The organism is Streptosporangium sp. 'caverna' (assembly GCF_003203775.1).
GTDB classification, from domain to species: Bacteria; Actinomycetota; Actinomycetes; order Streptosporangiales; family Streptosporangiaceae; genus Streptosporangium; species Streptosporangium subroseum.
Map to the genome: position 1 here is coordinate 350,881 of NZ_CP029711.1, position 14,350 is coordinate 365,230.

Annotated in this window: 18 protein-coding genes and 2 tRNA genes; 10 read left to right on the forward strand and 10 right to left on the reverse strand. The window is 69.3% G+C overall.

The window, feature by feature from the left end:
* Positions 1-59: 59 nt before the first annotated feature.
* Entirely contained in the window at positions 60-440 is a 381-nt protein-coding gene (locus DKM19_RS01685; RefSeq protein WP_239514037.1) for a helix-turn-helix domain-containing protein, read from the reverse strand.
* Between the two features lie 132 nt (positions 441-572).
* Here DKM19_RS01685 and DKM19_RS01690 point away from each other — a divergent pair, with 132 nt between their 5' ends.
* Entirely contained in the window at positions 573-1,445 is an 873-nt protein-coding gene (locus tag DKM19_RS01690) for an SDR family oxidoreductase (RefSeq protein ID WP_110694183.1), read from the forward strand.
* A 21-nt stretch (positions 1,446-1,466) separates the two neighbouring features.
* Here DKM19_RS01690 and DKM19_RS01695 read toward each other — a convergent pair whose 3' ends face one another.
* The 7 genes from DKM19_RS01695 to DKM19_RS01730 all read right to left on the reverse strand — a co-directional run bounded on the left by DKM19_RS01695 (position 1,467) and on the right by DKM19_RS01730 (position 6,350).
* Positions 1,467-2,072 carry a maleylpyruvate isomerase family mycothiol-dependent enzyme gene (locus DKM19_RS01695; protein ID WP_110705418.1) on the reverse strand — a complete coding sequence of 202 codons (606 nt, stop codon included), beginning with the start codon at positions 2,070-2,072 and terminating at the stop codon, positions 1,467-1,469.
* 111 nt (positions 2,073-2,183) lie between these two features.
* The gene (locus DKM19_RS01700) at positions 2,184-2,840 is read right to left on the reverse strand and encodes an alpha-ketoglutarate-dependent dioxygenase AlkB (RefSeq protein WP_110694184.1); all 657 of its coding nucleotides are present in this window, start codon (positions 2,838-2,840) and stop codon (positions 2,184-2,186) included.
* The gene (locus tag DKM19_RS01705) at positions 2,840-3,418 is read right to left on the reverse strand and encodes a hypothetical protein (protein WP_110694185.1); all 579 of its coding nucleotides are present in this window, start codon (positions 3,416-3,418) and stop codon (positions 2,840-2,842) included. The genes DKM19_RS01700 and DKM19_RS01705 overlap by 1 nt, the downstream gene beginning before the upstream one ends.
* Positions 3,419-3,659: 241 nt before the next feature.
* Positions 3,660-4,418: a 2OG-Fe(II) oxygenase gene (locus DKM19_RS01710; protein WP_239514038.1), complete on the reverse strand. Its 759-nt coding sequence runs from the start codon at positions 4,416-4,418 to the stop codon at positions 3,660-3,662.
* Positions 4,415-5,032, reverse strand: a complete 618-nt coding sequence (locus DKM19_RS01715) for a methylated-DNA--[protein]-cysteine S-methyltransferase (RefSeq protein WP_110694186.1) — start codon at positions 5,030-5,032, stop codon at positions 4,415-4,417. Before DKM19_RS01715 ends, DKM19_RS01710 begins: the two co-directional genes overlap by 4 nt.
* 17 nt (positions 5,033-5,049) lie before the next feature.
* The gene (locus DKM19_RS01720; RefSeq protein ID WP_110694187.1) at positions 5,050-5,523 is read right to left on the reverse strand and encodes an RNA polymerase sigma factor; all 474 of its coding nucleotides are present in this window, start codon (positions 5,521-5,523) and stop codon (positions 5,050-5,052) included.
* Between the two features lie 326 nt (positions 5,524-5,849).
* Entirely contained in the window at positions 5,850-6,350 is a 501-nt protein-coding gene (locus tag DKM19_RS01730) for a methylated-DNA--[protein]-cysteine S-methyltransferase (protein ID WP_110694189.1), read from the reverse strand.
* A gap of 317 nt (positions 6,351-6,667) precedes the next feature.
* Here DKM19_RS01730 and DKM19_RS01735 point away from each other — a divergent pair, with 317 nt between their 5' ends.
* From DKM19_RS01735 to DKM19_RS01745, 3 genes are all read left to right on the forward strand, one after another.
* Entirely contained in the window at positions 6,668-7,465 is a 798-nt protein-coding gene (locus DKM19_RS01735; protein ID WP_204358615.1) for a helix-turn-helix transcriptional regulator, read from the forward strand.
* Positions 7,466-7,849: 384 nt separating this feature from the next.
* Positions 7,850-8,620 carry an isocitrate lyase/phosphoenolpyruvate mutase family protein gene (locus DKM19_RS01740; protein WP_110694190.1) on the forward strand — a complete coding sequence of 257 codons (771 nt, stop codon included), beginning with the start codon at positions 7,850-7,852 and terminating at the stop codon, positions 8,618-8,620.
* 215 nt (positions 8,621-8,835) lie between these two features.
* Positions 8,836-9,876, forward strand: coding sequence for a DUF4331 family protein (locus tag DKM19_RS01745; protein ID WP_110694191.1), 1,041 nt, complete (start codon positions 8,836-8,838; stop codon positions 9,874-9,876).
* A gap of 195 nt (positions 9,877-10,071) precedes the next feature.
* Here the strand turns inward: DKM19_RS01745 and DKM19_RS01750 are convergent, their stop codons facing one another.
* Positions 10,072-10,278: a hypothetical protein gene (locus DKM19_RS01750; protein ID WP_204358616.1), complete on the reverse strand. Its 207-nt coding sequence runs from the start codon at positions 10,276-10,278 to the stop codon at positions 10,072-10,074.
* A 170-nt stretch (positions 10,279-10,448) separates the two neighbouring features.
* Entirely contained in the window at positions 10,449-10,760 is a 312-nt protein-coding gene (locus DKM19_RS01755; RefSeq protein WP_110694192.1) for a hypothetical protein, read from the reverse strand.
* Between the two features lie 307 nt (positions 10,761-11,067).
* Here DKM19_RS01755 and DKM19_RS01760 point away from each other — a divergent pair.
* The 6 genes from DKM19_RS01760 to DKM19_RS01785 all read left to right on the forward strand — a co-directional run bounded on the left by DKM19_RS01760 (position 11,068) and on the right by DKM19_RS01785 (position 14,348).
* Positions 11,068-11,140: transfer RNA gene (locus DKM19_RS01760), tRNA-Thr, on the forward strand.
* Between the two features lie 204 nt (positions 11,141-11,344).
* Positions 11,345-11,418 (forward strand) — tRNA-Met (locus DKM19_RS01765).
* A 77-nt stretch (positions 11,419-11,495) separates the two neighbouring features.
* Positions 11,496-11,660 carry a 50S ribosomal protein L33 gene (gene rpmG, locus DKM19_RS01770; protein ID WP_030921771.1) on the forward strand — a complete coding sequence of 55 codons (165 nt, stop codon included), beginning with the start codon at positions 11,496-11,498 and terminating at the stop codon, positions 11,658-11,660.
* A gap of 259 nt (positions 11,661-11,919) precedes the next feature.
* Positions 11,920-12,366, forward strand: coding sequence for a MaoC family dehydratase N-terminal domain-containing protein (locus tag DKM19_RS01775; protein WP_110694193.1), 447 nt, complete (start codon positions 11,920-11,922; stop codon positions 12,364-12,366).
* Between the two features lies 1 nt (position 12,367).
* Entirely contained in the window at positions 12,368-12,796 is a 429-nt protein-coding gene (locus tag DKM19_RS01780; protein ID WP_089210639.1) for a MaoC family dehydratase, read from the forward strand.
* Positions 12,797-12,896: 100 nt separating this feature from the next.
* A complete protein-coding gene (locus tag DKM19_RS01785; RefSeq protein ID WP_110694194.1) occupies positions 12,897-14,348 on the forward strand; it encodes a hypothetical protein in 1,452 nt (483 codons plus the stop codon).
* Positions 14,349-14,350 lie beyond the last annotated feature (2 nt).

Here is a 14,350-nt window from a genome sequence, read left to right on the forward strand (position 1 = left end):
AGGCGACAGCCGGCACTCCACAGTCGATCGTTCTCGGCGCGTTCCCGTGCCGATCGGTTCTAGGACTCCCGTGCCCCGTCGTACGCCTCGCGTGCCTCGAAGACGTTGTCCAGCCTGCTCTCGACCCACCGGCTCAGCGTCCACACCTGCTCGGCGACCTCGTGGCCCATGGGCGTCAGCGAGTAGTCGACGCGCGGTGGGATGACGGGCTTGGCGTCGCGGTGGACGAAGCCGTCGCGTTCGAGGGCCTGGAGGGTCTGCGCGAGCATCTTCTCGCTCACCCCCCCGACCTGGCGGCGCAGCTCACTGAAACGGTACGAGCGCTCCAGCAGCGCGGCCAGGACCAGCACGCCCCAGCGGCTGGTGACGTGTTCGAGCACCAGTCGTGAGGGGCATTCCGCGCGATTGACATCCGGCGGCGGCACGAGCGTCGCGGACACCGGCTGCTCCCTTACGTTCATACCAGTAACTTACTTCAAGGTGGGTACTTACGACAACGACAGTACTGATCGTAGGGTGAGCTCCGAGTGCGGGACCTGCACTGATGAAATCCAACGGGAAGAAGCACTTCGATGAGCATCATCATCACCGGGGCGACCGGCCAGCTCGGCCGCATGATCATCGCGGACCTTCTTGCCGCCGGCGTACCGGCGGACGAGATCACGGCCGTCGCGCGCAGCGAGGAGAAGGCCGCCGATCTGGTGGCGCGGGGCGTCCGGCTGCACGTCGCCGACTACGACCGGCCCGAGACGTTCGCGGGGGCGTTCCGGCCCGAGGACCGGGTGCTGCTGATCTCCGGCACCGACGTGGGCAGGCGCACGGCCCAGCACGGCGCGGTGATCGACGCGGCGAAGGCGGCGGGCGTGGCACAGCTGGCATACCTCAGCGTGTTCGGCGGTCCCAAGGCCGACTTCCTGCTCGCGGGCGACCACCGCGAGACCGAGCGGATGATCCTCGACTCCGGCCTGCCGTACACCTTCCTGCGCAACAACTGGTACTCGGAGATGTATGTCGGCGACCTCCCCGGCACGGTGGAGCGCGGTGCCATCGTCACCAACGCTCCCGCGGGGAGCCGCATCGCCACCGCCCCGCGTACGGACTACGCCGCGGCCGCGGCGGTCGTCATGAACGACGACGGGCATCTGAACAAGGCGTACGAGCTGGGCGGCGACACGGCGTGGTCGTTCGAGGAGTTCGCCGAGGAGGTGTCGCGGCAGACCGGCACGAAGGTCGTCCACACCTCCGTCACCGCCGCCGAGCGCCAGGCGATCCTCACCGGCGCGGGGGTTCCCGCGGCCTTCGCCGAGATCCTCGTGGACGTGGACAACGCCATCGGCCGGGGCGCGCTGGCCTCCACGCCGGGCGACCTGTCACGGCTCATCGGCCGCCCGACGACACCGATCGCCGACTCGATCGCGGCGGCGCGGGCGTCCCTGGTGTCCTGAGACATCCGCCGGGAAAACGGTTCAGGGTGCCGTTCTCTCGGTCAGCGGGGCGCCGTGCCAGCGCCACCGCTGCGGTCGCGGACGGTCGGGGAGCTCGATGCGGCCCGTGGACCACAGCAGCGCGTGCCATGGGTCAATGGCACCGAGGTCGACCGCGGCCTGCGGAAACATTCGAGCGAGCACGCGTGTGCACACCTCGCGTGGCGGGTCGAAGGGGAGACCGAGGCCCTGCGCGATGTCCTGGCCATGGAGCAGGGCCTCCACGCAACCCATGGCGGCGAAGCCTTCGGGATCGGCCATCCCGGTGGGATGGTACGCCCGCGCATGCGGTGGGGTCGTGCGCACCGTCGCCGCCAGGATGCGTGCGCCGGTTTCGGCGAACTCCAGCACCTGGGCGGGAGAGGCTTCCTTCTCGGCGCCGGCCATGAAACGCACGTATCTGTCGGTGGGCTGTGCCACGAGCTGGCCGGCGTATGACATCAGGCAGTCGCCGATGTGGTCGGCGGTGTCCCGGCAGCTCCACTCCAAGGTGCCCGCCGGCACGGACCAGTCGCCGTCGGTGGCCGGGCTCAGGGTGGCGACCACGTGGGAGATCGCTGTATCGACGTCGTCGGCGGTGACCGTCATGCGGACCTCCACGGATCGGATCTCCCAAGGTCGAAACAATCTAGCCTGCCGGAGGCGAAGGCGGGGGCGGCCGGTCGGATGCGGCGGGCGACTGCCCGAGCGTGGCGGCGGTCAGCTCAGGCCGGTTTCGCGCAGGGTGATGTTGATGCGGCCGGCGTCCACGCCGCATCCGTCGGGTGCGGTGCCCGGATAGGTCGTGGTGACCCCGTGGTAGGCGAAACGGGAGGGGCCTCCGAAGACGAACAGGTCACCGGAGACGAGCTCGACGTCGGTCCAGGGCCGGTTACGGGTGTGGGTGTTGCCGAAGCGGAACCTGCAGGAGTCGCCGAGGCTGAGGGAGACGACCGGCTGGTCGGTGCGTTCGTCCTTGTCCTGGTGCATGCCCATGCGCGCGGCGTCGTCATAGAAGTTGATCAGGGCGGTGTCCGGCCGGTAGCTCTCGGCGGCGGCCGGGTCCCGATAGGCGTCGGCGAGCGCGGCACGGCCCAGGTCGGCCAGCCACCCGGGAAGGGGGGCGACCTGCCCGCCGCCGGCGTCGTCGGCGGTGCGGGTGTAGCGGTAGGGCTGCCAGTGCCAGCCCAGGCACACCGTACGCACCGACATCACTCCGCCACGGGGCAGCCGCGCGGCCCGCGCCGGAACCGGACCGCGAGCCCACGCGTGGCAGGCGACGGCCAGCCGCCGCTGCTGGGCGAGATCGAGCCAGCCCGGCAGGTGGAGCGCGCCGGGCGCTATCTCCCGGGGTCCCGTGCTGGGAAAGGAGAACATCAGGCCTGCCCGGAGTGCGTGTTCGGGTGATCGTCGCGCAGCGTGCGGAAGACGGACCAGGTGCCGCCGTCGCGGTGGGCGCCGCACAGGTGATCGAAGGTGCCGATGCCGCCGTGGGCGATCAGGTCATCGACGGCGAGGGAGGCGGTGGCGACGGTGCGGGCGGGGTCCCAGTCGGTGGACAGGGCCAGGCGGCGGCCCATCTGTACCCACCCCACGGGCCGGCCGGTCACGATCCACGCGTCCGGGGCCTGGGCGGTGAACCGGCGGGCCTGACGCAGCCAGGAAGCGGCCTCCTCGGGCCAGTCGAGGATGTCCGGCACCGTCCCGCCCCGCTCCCGCCACGCGGCGGCGAGTTGCTCCGCGGCCTCGCGCGAGACGGCGTCACGGGAGGAGCCGATCACCACGGTGAGCGGGCGGGGCCGCTTCTCCTCCAGCAGTCGCATGACGGCGGCCTGTTCCGCCCGGGTCAGCGGCCGGGGTGGCGGTCCCGCGAGCATTCCTCGCGCCAGGGGTGATGAGCCCGGGACCGTTCGGGCCGGCGGTCCTGCGAGCGTGTAGGTCTTGCCGCTCGTCATCGTTCTGTCCTCCTCCTTGCTCGATCGTACGGTCGAGCTCAGGTGGCGTGGGGCGGGCCTGCCGGTTCTGGGTCGAGCTCAGGCGGCATAGGCGGGCCCGCTGGTCATACGGTCGGGTTCAGGTGGCGTGGGGCGGGCCTGCCGGTTCTGCGGTCGGGCGCCGGCGGCGTAAGGCGAGCTCGCCGGTCGTACGGTCGGGTTCAGGTGGCGTGGGGCGGGCCTGCCGGTTCTGCGGTCGGGCTCAGGTGGCGTCGTGGAAGACGAGCCCGAGGGTGTGCCTGCTTCCGGAACGGATCGCTGACACCCCGTGTCGCACGGGAGAGGCGGACCAGCCGCGCTTGGACGCGACGGGCCGGTCGCGGGTAGTGAAGATCAGGCCGTGTCCCTGCGGGATGAGGGTGGCCGTCCCCCGGGACTGGGCCCTGGGACGCTGCTCGACCAGCAGGAACTCGCCGCCCGTGTGGTCCTCGCCCGGAGCGTTCAGATTGATCACGACCTGGAGAGGGAACACCTTCTCGCCGAAGACGTCCCGGTGCAGGGCGTTCCAGTCGCCCGCCCCGTAGCGCAGCATGATCGGCGAGGGCCGCCCCTGGCCGGCCTCGTGACAGATCGTGAGCCACTCCTCCAGGGTGTCGGGCCACTCCGCCTCGCGGCCGAGCTTGCCGTACCAGTCGCGGGCGATGAGCAGCAGCCGCGGATACAGCTCCTGGCGCAGCCTCTGGACGGGCTCGGGGAAGGGATGGTCGAAGTAGCGGTACTGGCCACTGCCGAACCGGTGGCGCCCCATGTCGACCGTGGAGCGGAACCGATCGGTCTCGTCGTACAGTCCGGCCAGGTCGGCGCATTCGGCGGGGGTGAGCAGCCGCGGCAGCAGCGCGCACCCGTACTCGTTGATCTCGCCGGTCACCGCCTGCCAGTCGGCTGAGGCGACTCGGCGGGCGAACACGTCCTCGCCGGGTTCGGTGGCGGTCTTCCTCTTCATGGTCGTGATGGCGGTCATGCCGCTGCCTCCAGGGTCAACAGGGTGTGCTTGGCCTCGGGTCCGCCGGCGTAGCCCCCGACGCTGCCGTCGGAGCGCACCACCCGGTGGCACGGCACGACGAGGGGCAGCGGGTTGGTGGCGCAGGCGGTGCCCACCGCGCGGACCGCCCGGGGGCTGCCGGAGGCGGCCGCGACCTGGGCGTAGCTCTCGGTGTGGCCGTAGCCGATGTCACACAGGTGTGTCAGCACCTCGCGCCGGAATCCCTTCGACAGCCGCCAGTCCAGCGGCAGGTCGAAACGGGTCCGCCGGCCGGTGAAGTACTCCTCGATCTGCCGGCTCGTCTCGTCCAGGCGGGCCGGGGCGTTCAGGATGCGGGGACTGATGCTGTCGGCCAGCTGCCGCAGGACGGCGTCGTGGTCCTGGACGGCGTAGGCGACCTTCACCAGGCCCTGGCCGGTGGCGGCCAGCAGGAGCCTCCCGACGGGTGTGTCCAGCGTGCGGTAGGCGACGTCGAGGATCCCCTCGCGCTGGGCCTGCTCCACGAGCCGTTCGTGCAGCCGGGCCATCGCGGGGGCGTCCTGGATGGGAAGCGCCGCGAACAGGCGCCCGGTCTGTGGGTCGGATGCGGTCATGATCGGGCCACTCCCCTCTAATCAGCAGGTCTCGGATAGGTGGTGCGCAGGGTCTTGATCCCGTCGGCCGCGGCCCTGCGCGCGGCGTCCGTACTCCCGCCGCACAGGTCGGCGATCTCCTTGTACGGCAGCCCGGCCAGATAGTGGTAGGCCACCGCCTGGCGCTGCCGGTCGGGCAGCGCCCTGAGCACCTGCCACAGGTCGCCGTCCCAGTCCTCCGGCCTGCCGGTGCGGCTGGGACGTTCCGGCAGCGTCTCCACCGGGGTGGGCCTGCGGGCGGCGGCCCGGGTGACGTCGATGGCCTTGCGATGGGCGATCGTCACCAGCCACGCCTCGACATTCGCGTCGGGCGGCAGGTCCGGGTATGCCTTCAGCGCCGAGAGAAAGGTCTCCGACCAGGCGTCTTCCGCCTCCTGAGGTCCGAGGACGGCCCGGCACACGCGCAGCACCACGGGACCGTAGTCGGTCACGATCTGCTCGAAGGGTTGCATGGTCACATCCTGTAGACGCCCCGGCCCATCGGAACGTGAGATCTTCACCCGGAGTCGGTCACGATCTCCTCGAAGGGTCGCACGGTCACATCCTGTAGACGCCCCAGCCCCTCTGAACGTGAGACCCTCACCCGGAGGGACATGATCTTCTCGAAGGGCCGTACGGTCACATCCTGGAGACGCCCCAGCCCCTCTGAACGTGAGACCCTCACCCGGAGGGTCACGATCTTCTCGAAGGGTCGTACGGTCACATCCTGCGGGCGCCCCGGCCCTCCGAAACGTGAGCGTTCCGGGCACGCCCGCCCTCCGAAACGTGAGGCCGCCGCTCAGAACAGCCTCGCCGCCTTCTGCTCGGCCGGCTCCTCCAGATCCAGCAGGAACCGCTTGCGGTCCAGCCCTCCGGCGTAACCGGTCAGGCTGCCGTCCGCGCCCACCACCCGGTGGCACGGCACGATTACGGACAGTGGGTTACGGGCGTTCGCGGCGCCGACGGCCTGCGCCAGCGACACATTGCCCAGCTGTCGCGCCAGGTCCCCGTAGCTGCGGGTCTCGCCGAAGGGGATCTCCCTCAGCAGCTGCCACACCTGCTGCTGGAACTCATCTCCCTGAGGCGCCAGCGGCAGCTCGAAGTGGGTCCGCTCACCGGCGAAGTACTCGCCCAGCTGGCGGCGGACCTCCTCGAAGCCCGACTCGCTGTAGGTGCCCCGCTCCTCGGGCTTGGGGCCCCGACGGTGCCGTTCGAAGTACAGTCCGCTCAGCACGCCGTCCTCGGCGACCGCGATCAGGTCGCCCAGCGGCGACGGGATGACGGTGTGGGTTCTGGCCATGATCGTTTTGTCCTTCCCGGAGCGGTGGGGCCGCCGATGCGGTCCTCTCATACCCTGAAGACGCCCGGGGGCCGGAAAACGTGAGATTGCGCCGCGCGCACCGTCGGCTCGGTCCGTGCGATCGGACCCCTGCCGGAGAAACGGGTGTGACCGGCTCACCGCCGGGAATCGGTCGGGACGCCGCCCGCGCCCGGTTCGGGCACCGGCGCGATCGGTCATGCCACGGTGTCTCCCTGCTGCGGGGCGGTTCGATACCCCGATGTTGTCCCCAGAACACTTCGATGACCGTCGAATCGAGGCGGGTCTAGCCTGGTCTTATGAGACAGCAGCCAACCGAATCCGCGCCACCCCAGGCCGTGGCCGGCGGAGACACCGACATCGCCGCGATCGGCGCGCTGGTCGCCGACCCGGGGCGCTGCCGGATCCTGCTCGCTCTCGACGACGGCCGCGCCCTGCCCGCCACCCGGCTGGCCGCCGAAGCCGGGGTCAGCGCCGCCACCGCCAGCAGCCACCTGGGCAAGCTGACAAACGCGGGACTGCTGGCGGTCGAGGCCCATGGACGCCACCGCTACTACCGCCTGGCCGGACCCGCCGTCGCACAGCTCATCGAGGCGCTGCAGCAGCTCGCACCCGCCGTGCCGATCCGCTCCCTGCGCCAGGGCACCCGCGCTCAGGCGCTGCGCCGGGCCCGCACCTGTTACGACCACCTCGCCGGACGGCTCGGCGTCGAACTCATGTCCGCGATGATCGAACGCGGGCACCTGACCGGCGGCGACGGCGCGTTCGACCCCTCTCGCGCCCAACGGGACCATCGCACCGGCTACGGCCACGACGTCGGTTACGCCCTCACCGAGTCCGGCAACGACTTCCTCACCGACTTCGGCCTGCGTATCCCCGCGCGCCGGCGGCTCATCGGCTACTGCGTCGACTGGAGCGAACAGCGCCACCACCTCGCCGGAGCACTGGGGCGCAGCCTGCTCGACCGGTTCACCGAGGCGGACTGGATCCGGCGGGCCGAGGCCACCCGCGCCGTCAACATCACCGACACCGGCCGGCAGGGACTGCACGACACCTTCGGCATTCGCCTGGAACGGCACGCCGAGCCGGCGCCGTGATCGGCGTTGCGACCTCACCTCTGTTCAATGGAGCGGACGGATCAAGAAGCAGACGGCACGGCAGGTCGTCACCGTGACCTCGCCTCCGTTCAATGGAGCGGGCAGACCAGGAGCACGGCACGGTGAGCCTTCATCGTGACCTCGCCTCCGTTCAATGGGACGGGCAGACCAGGAGCACGGCACGGTGAGCCTTCATCGTGACCTCGCCTCCGTTCAATGGGACGGGCAGACCAGGAGCACGGCACGGTGAGCCTTCATCGTGACCTCGCCTCCGTTCAATGGGACGGGCAGACCAGGAGTACGTCACGGTGAGCCTTCACCGTGACGGGCGCCGTGACCTCACCTCCGTTCAGTGAAGCGGGCAGATCAAGGAGTACCGGGCAGATGACTTTCCATGACCTCCACCACGGCGACAGGCCCCTGGTCCTTCCCAACGCCTGGGACGTGCCCTCCGCGCTGGCCTTCCTCGACGCCGGTTTCGAGGCGATCGGGACGACCAGCTTCGGGGTCGCCTCCAGCCTCGGCCATCCGGACGGCGGGCGGTCGATAGGGGAGGCGAACCTCTCCCTGGCCCGCCAGCTGTCGCGGCTTCCGTGTCACATCAGCGTGGACATCGAAGACGGCTACGCCGACGAACCGGGGCGGGTGGCCGATTACGTCGCCGAGCTCAACGTGGCGGGCATCAACATCGAGGACAGTTCCGCCGGGAAGCTGATCTCACCGGAGGCACACGCCGCGAAGGTGGCGGCGATCAAACGCCGCTGCCCCGACCTGTTCGTCAACGCCCGCGTCGACACGTACTGGCTTGGCGAGGACGCCACGGTCGGGGCGACGCTCGAACGCGCCGCCCGGTACGTCGAGGCGGGCGCGGACGGGGTTTTTGTCCCCGGTGCGTCGGAGCCCGCCGTACTGCGCGAGCTGATCGGGAACATCGCGGTTCCGCTGAACGTGCTCGCGATCCCCGCGCTCTCGCTCGGCGAGCTGGCGGAGCTCGGCGTGCGCCGCGTGAGCACCGGATCCCTGCCGTACCGTGCGGCGATTCATGCCGCCGTCGAGGCGGCAGGCGCCGTCCGTGACGGCCGGACCATCCCCGCCGCGACGCCGTACCCGGACATGCAGGCCCGGCTTGTCCGTTACGAGCGGACGGGGGGTTGATCCGGCCTGTCAACCGCTCGTGAACCACCGGCGTTCAGGTAAAAGAGAGTTCAGGTAAAAGGGCTCAGGTAAAGGAAAGAGGACGCGCGGCGCGTCAACAGCGCACCAGGCGACCTGACGCTTGATCTAACTTTGAATACCTAACCATCCGATTCAACTAAAGAGTGATGAATGCTGTCTCGTGAGGCAACTACGCGAATCCGAGAGGTCGTCTCATGTCGCATCATCTTGACTGTGAGCAGGCTCGCAGGGACTGTCGGCTCGACATCACTGACAATTACGTCTTTCGCGGTGAGACGGGAACCGTCTTCGTCATGGATGTCAACAGCTCGTTGGCGGGGCCCGGCGCGCAGCCGGGATTCCACCCCGAGGCACGATACGAGTTCAAGATTCATACGGACGGCGCGGCGGCCGAGGACCTCACCTATCGGGTGACCTTCGACCCGCGCGACGGGGCGGGTGAGCAGACCTTCGCACTTCACGTCCTGACCGGTCCGGACGCACGGGACGACGCGGCGATCGGCGATCATCTCGCCGAGGGGCGGACCAACAGCGTGGTCTCAGGCCCGGACGGTCTGCGGATGTGGGCCGGACAGGCCCTCGACCCGTTCTACGTCGACCTGACGCAGGTCCGCGCGATCAACGCCGCCGTCAAGAACGGCGCCAGGGTCGAACTGCCGGGCTGGGGCCCGAACGCGGCCAAGAACAGTTTTGCCGGCTCGACCGTCAACTCGCTCGTGCTGGAGGTCGCCGACCAGGATCCGCGCCTGGGCACGGGCCGGCACATCGGGGTCTGGGTCACCACGAAGCTGGCCACCGACGCGGGCGGCTGGCGGCAGATCAACCGAGAGGGCCACCCGATGGTCTGGCCGATCTTCCGTCCCGATGACAGCGAGTACGCCGGCGGCGCGAACAAGGTCCATCCCGCCGACGAGATGAACGGCGAGAGCGAGCACATCGCGCGGCTCGTCGCGGGGGTCGTCGCCACGAACGGCACCCTGGACGATCCGGTCGCCTACGGCAAGGCCGTGGCCCAACGCCTGTTCCCCGACCTGCTGCCCTACCGGACGGGCACCCCGGCCGGTTTCGGGTTCGCCGGGCGCAACGGGCGCACCCTCGCCGACAACGCACCCGAGGTGATGTTCTCCCTCGTCCTGAACTCGGCGATAAGCACCGGTCTCACGCCTGAGCAGTTCGCGGACACGCGGAGCAGCGGGTTCCCGTACGTGGTGGCGAAGCCGGCCACCACCGGGTGATCCACACACGGAGCGGCTGGTTAGCGTGCGCGGTGGTGATGCCGGCCACCGCCGGGTGATTCACGTACGGAGCGGCTGGTTCCCGTACGCGGTGGCGAAGCCGGGCACCGGGGTGACCCGGCCGCCGGGGCGGTTCACGCCTGCCCCAGGGGCCCTCTCGACCGGATGCCCGTCGAGAAGGGACAACTCCTCGACCTACGCATCTGCGTCGCGGGCGACCACCAGATCGCGGGCGTATTCGATGTCGGTGGCGGTGTAGCTGGGGATACTCCGGTCAAGGTGGCTGAGCAGGCCCATGAGGGCCTGCTTCTGCGCCAGGTGCCGCACGGGGACCTGATCAAGGTCCACGCTCATGAGCCAGTCGAACAGGACCACCGCATCGGCGGTCCATAGATTCAGCACAGTCCTGTCCGTGGCGGCCATTCTCAGGCCGGGCGTTCCGCTCATGCGAGCAACTTACTGTGGGACATAGGCGGAGTGATCCGCTTTGTCGACTCCAAAATATCGGCCACCGAGAGGCAGGTCCTCCACGGCCGGACGGGGCATCGAGGAGGGCGCGCCCACCGGCCGGCTCACTGGCTGAGCGCGTCCCACAGGGTGCCGAACTCCTCGGCGGTCAGGGAGTTGAGGCCGAAGTCGTCCGGGTAGATCGGGCCCTCGGCCAGGAACCCGTGCTCGTCCTCGATGTGGCTCCACGAATACCGGCGGGCAAGGCCGTCCGAGCCCAACTCGGCGTGCCGGACGGGCCAGTACTCCCCGCCGTCGTCGATGACGGTCTCGAACAGCCACACATGGCCGTCGCCGTCCACCCCGTGCCAGTACAGGTGAGGCCTGTCACTCTCGTCCAGCATCCGAATCGCGTCCCTGCGACGGTTCTGCAGCATCGTGCTCCCCAATATCAACGAGAAGGCACCAGAGTGCCGTACGCGGCGGCGGCGGTCTTCCCCGGAACGGGGTTTCGGGTGGTCGCGGGCCCGACCGGGGGCCTGCTTGTGGATCTACGGGCGGCCCTGTCCGAGAGCTCGGCCGAGGACCTGTCCGGCCGCCGTCCGGGGTGTTGATCGCGGGCTTGGCCCGGGGTCTCCCCGCGGTGGACGTGCGGCGATCCGGATGGTCCTCGATTGATTTCGCATCGCACTCCTGAGCCGTGTATGGTTACACCTGTCCGCAAGGCGAAAGCAACGCAGACAGGCCCCCTTAGCTCAGTCGGCAGAGCGTCTCCATGGTAAGGAGAAGGTCTACGGTTCGATTCCGTAAGGGGGCTCAAAGCCTAAAGGCCCTGACCATATGGTTGGGGCCTTCGGCTTGGATAGGCCCTAGTGGTCATCCAGAAAATGCTCGAGGTTCCCGGTGAATGAGTGGGCATACTGGGTAAAACTCAGAAGCGATGGCCCTGACCTGCACAAGTACGCAGGCACTCAACGGGTCGGGTATCCTTGCGGGGTCGGTCGATTTCGTCGGCCCCAAAGGCGGAGTAGCTCAGCCAGGCAGAGCAAACGGCTCATAATCGTTGTGTCGCCGGTTCAAGTCCGGCCTCCGCTACTACCCTCCCGGGTTCCCCTCACAAGGGACTCCGGCGTGGGTTGTCCACTGTCCCGAACGTAGAAAGGCACTCCCAAGTGGCTGCCACCGACGTTAGGCCCAAGATCACGCTGGCCTGCCAGGAGTGCAAGCACCGCAACTACATCACGCGGAAGAACCGGCGCAACGACCCGGATCGGCTTGAGCTGAAGAAGTACTGCCCTAACTGCAAGACGCACCAGGCGCACCGCGAGACCCGCTAAGTCTCTGCGAAGCCTCCCGCGTCTCCGTGGGAGATGGGTTCTTCAGTAACACTCGCATACTCAACGTAGACCGGCGTTCTCCTCGAGGGCGCCGGTTTGTCGTATCCGCACAGCATTCCCTTCCGAGTGTTGACCATGGTGGACAGCAGGTGCCCGAGTGGCCCGGGTTACGGTTTCCTGGTGGCACTCCGGGAGTGTGACCCCGAATATCATTCTGTTACTGTCGGCCTCACCAGCTCGGTATCCGCAAAGGAGCACGATGGCTCTGAATCGTGATTTTGTCGGGCGGGCGTCCGCGCCTTCCTCGCCCTACGAGGTCAGTCGCGTGAAGATCAAAGAGTTCGCGACGGCGATCGGCGACAACAACCCGATCTACCGGGACAGGGAGGCCGCCCAGGCCGCCGGTCACCCGGATGTGATCGCGCCGCCCACCTTCCCCATCGCCATCGGCCAGGACGCCGGAGCGCTTCTGGCCGATCCCGACCTCGGCCTCAACTTCGCCATGGTGGTCCACGGCGAGCAGCGCTTCGAGTACCGGCGGCCCATCCACGCCGGTGACGTGCTGGTCGGCGTCGCGACCGTGACCGACATCCGCAGCGTCGGCCGCAACGAGTTCATCACCGTGAAGAGCGAAGTGTCGACCGTCGAGGGCGAGCTCGTCTGCACGGCCTACAACACCATCGTCGAGCGTGGAGGGGCGGGCTGACATGGCCGCGACAGTCAGATACGACGAGGTCGAGACCGGCCAGCAGATCCCGGCCGCCGAATACCCGGTACGCCGGGCCAACCTAGTGATGTACGCCGGGGCCTCCGGCGACTTCAACCCCATCCACTGGAACGAGCGCTTCGCCAAGACCGTCGGCCTGCCCGACGTCATCGCGCACGGCATGTTCACCATGGCCCAGGGCGGCCGGTTCGTTACCGACTGGGCCGGCGATCCCGGCGCGGTCATCGACTACGGCGTCCGGTTCTCCTCCATGGTGGTCGTCCCGGACGACGACCAGGGCACCGTCATCACCGTGAGCGGGGTCATCGAGGAGAAGCTCGAGGACAAGCGCGTGGTGGTCGCGCTGACCGCCAAGGCCAACGACTCCCGGGTGCTCTCCAAGGCCCGCGCGGTGGTCCAGCTGTCGTAGAACGGCGCTCGGGCGGTCGTGGGCACGGCTCGCGGACCGGAGACCGAATCTTCTCCCGGTCCGTGGGTAGCGTCCGTACATGAACGAAGCACCATCTCACGTGACCGACCTCGCGGAGCAGTGGGCCGAGGCGCGAGCCGAGCGTGACAACGCCACGGCCGACGCGCTCCGCGGCGAAATCGAAGCCGAGGGCTGGCTCGTCCACGACACGGCGGGCGGATTCGAGCTCACCCCCCGGCCGCCCTTCGAAGTGTGGCCGACGGTGGGTTCCGTGCCCGAGACGGGCGGCGGGGCGAACGGGCGGGCCGCCTCGGCGGGCCCGGAGCCGACGAACCCCTCGGAGCCGACGAACCCCTCGGAGCCGACGAACCCCTCGGAGACAGCGGACCGCTCGACGGCGACGGACCGTTCGGAGGCGATCAACCGCTCGACAGCGGCTGACCGTTCGGGGGTGACCGATCACTCGACGGCGGCAGACCGTTCGGAAGCGACGGACCGCTCGGAGGAGACCGACCGTTCGACGGCGACCGACCGCCCGGAGACGACGGACCGCTCGGAGGAGACCGACCGTTCGAAGGTGGTGGACCGCGATACCTCCGCCGACCCCGGCCGGGTCGCCGAGGCCGCGGACCCGGGCAGCAGACCCGAACGACTCGGTGACCAGGAGGCCGGCCGGGTCGCCGAGACCCAGGCCGCACCCGCGCAGAAGCCTGAGGGCTCGGAGCTGGTCGGCCGGTCAGATGAGCCCGTCGGTCATCCCGAGCGGATGGTCTCCTCCCAGCTGCTGTGGGACGCGAGCCTGTCGGTGTCCCGGCTCGACGAGTCGATCACTCCCCCGGTCGGGGCCGCGGAGGCGGAGGTCACGCCACCGACCGTGACGGTCGGGCTCGTGGTCGACGGCTGGCCGGACGATCTCCGTGAGTGCGTGCGCGCCCTGGTCGCCCGGACCGAGGCCAAGATCCTCGCCCTGGATCTGGGAGACGTGGACGGCGCGGGGACGGTTCTGAACGAGCTGGTCAAGGAGTTCCCCCGCCGGGTGGAAGCCTGGCACGTGGCCGAGACGCCGCACTGGCGGGGAGGCACGGCAGGGTGGGGCGAGAGCCGTACGAAGCTGCTGAAACTCGATACGGCGGACGTGCACGTCGTGATGGAGACCTCCACGATCCTGGACGGCGACGCGATCACCCCGCTGGTCGAGGAGCTGAAGGACGACGTGACCGGGGCGGGCTGGAAGGGCGTGAACCCCCGCGAGGACGGGCACGAATGGGTGGACGCGGAGCCCGGCGAGGTCCGCGGGCTGCTCGGCACCCTGTTCGCGGTCAGGCGTGACGCCGCGCTCGCCGCGGGCGGCTTCCCCGCCGACGCCCGCTACTACCGCAACGCCGACCTGGAGTTCTCCCTCGCGCTCCCCGGCACCCTCGTCGCCCTCGGCAAGGATCTCCCGGTCCACCAGGAACGGCACCGCGGCTACCACGACGTCGATCCCGCCTATCGGGACAGGGAGTCCCGCCGGACCTACGACCGCGTGCTGGGGCTGCTCCGCGGCCAATAAGC

Excerpts from the sequence above, each read along its gene's own strand:
- DKM19_RS01780 (WP_089210639.1), top strand. The coding sequence starts at position 12,368 with ATGGCCGCGACAGTCAGATACGACGAGGTCGAGACCGGCCAGCAGATC.
- DKM19_RS01755 (WP_110694192.1), bottom strand. The coding sequence starts at position 10,760 with ATGCTGCAGAACCGTCGCAGGGACGCGATTCGGATGCTGGACGAGAGT.
- DKM19_RS01735 (WP_204358615.1), top strand. The coding sequence starts at position 6,668 with ATGAGACAGCAGCCAACCGAATCCGCGCCACCCCAGGCCGTGGCCGGC.
- DKM19_RS01690 (WP_110694183.1), top strand. The coding sequence starts at position 573 with ATGAGCATCATCATCACCGGGGCGACCGGCCAGCTCGGCCGCATGATC.
- DKM19_RS01745 (WP_110694191.1), top strand. The coding sequence starts at position 8,836 with ATGTCGCATCATCTTGACTGTGAGCAGGCTCGCAGGGACTGTCGGCTC.
- DKM19_RS01715 (WP_110694186.1), bottom strand. The coding sequence starts at position 5,032 with ATGACCGCATCCGACCCACAGACCGGGCGCCTGTTCGCGGCGCTTCCC.
- DKM19_RS01705 (WP_110694185.1), bottom strand. The coding sequence starts at position 3,418 with ATGACGAGCGGCAAGACCTACACGCTCGCAGGACCGCCGGCCCGAACG.
- DKM19_RS01720 (WP_110694187.1), bottom strand. The coding sequence starts at position 5,523 with ATGCAACCCTTCGAGCAGATCGTGACCGACTACGGTCCCGTGGTGCTG.
- DKM19_RS01710 (WP_239514038.1), bottom strand. The coding sequence starts at position 4,418 with ATGACCGCCATCACGACCATGAAGAGGAAGACCGCCACCGAACCCGGC.
- DKM19_RS01700 (WP_110694184.1), bottom strand. The coding sequence starts at position 2,840 with ATGTTCTCCTTTCCCAGCACGGGACCCCGGGAGATAGCGCCCGGCGCG.
- DKM19_RS01775 (WP_110694193.1), top strand. The coding sequence starts at position 11,920 with ATGGCTCTGAATCGTGATTTTGTCGGGCGGGCGTCCGCGCCTTCCTCG.
- DKM19_RS01740 (WP_110694190.1), top strand. The coding sequence starts at position 7,850 with ATGACTTTCCATGACCTCCACCACGGCGACAGGCCCCTGGTCCTTCCC.
- DKM19_RS01730 (WP_110694189.1), bottom strand. The coding sequence starts at position 6,350 with ATGGCCAGAACCCACACCGTCATCCCGTCGCCGCTGGGCGACCTGATC.
- DKM19_RS01695 (WP_110705418.1), bottom strand. The coding sequence starts at position 2,072 with ATGACGGTCACCGCCGACGACGTCGATACAGCGATCTCCCACGTGGTC.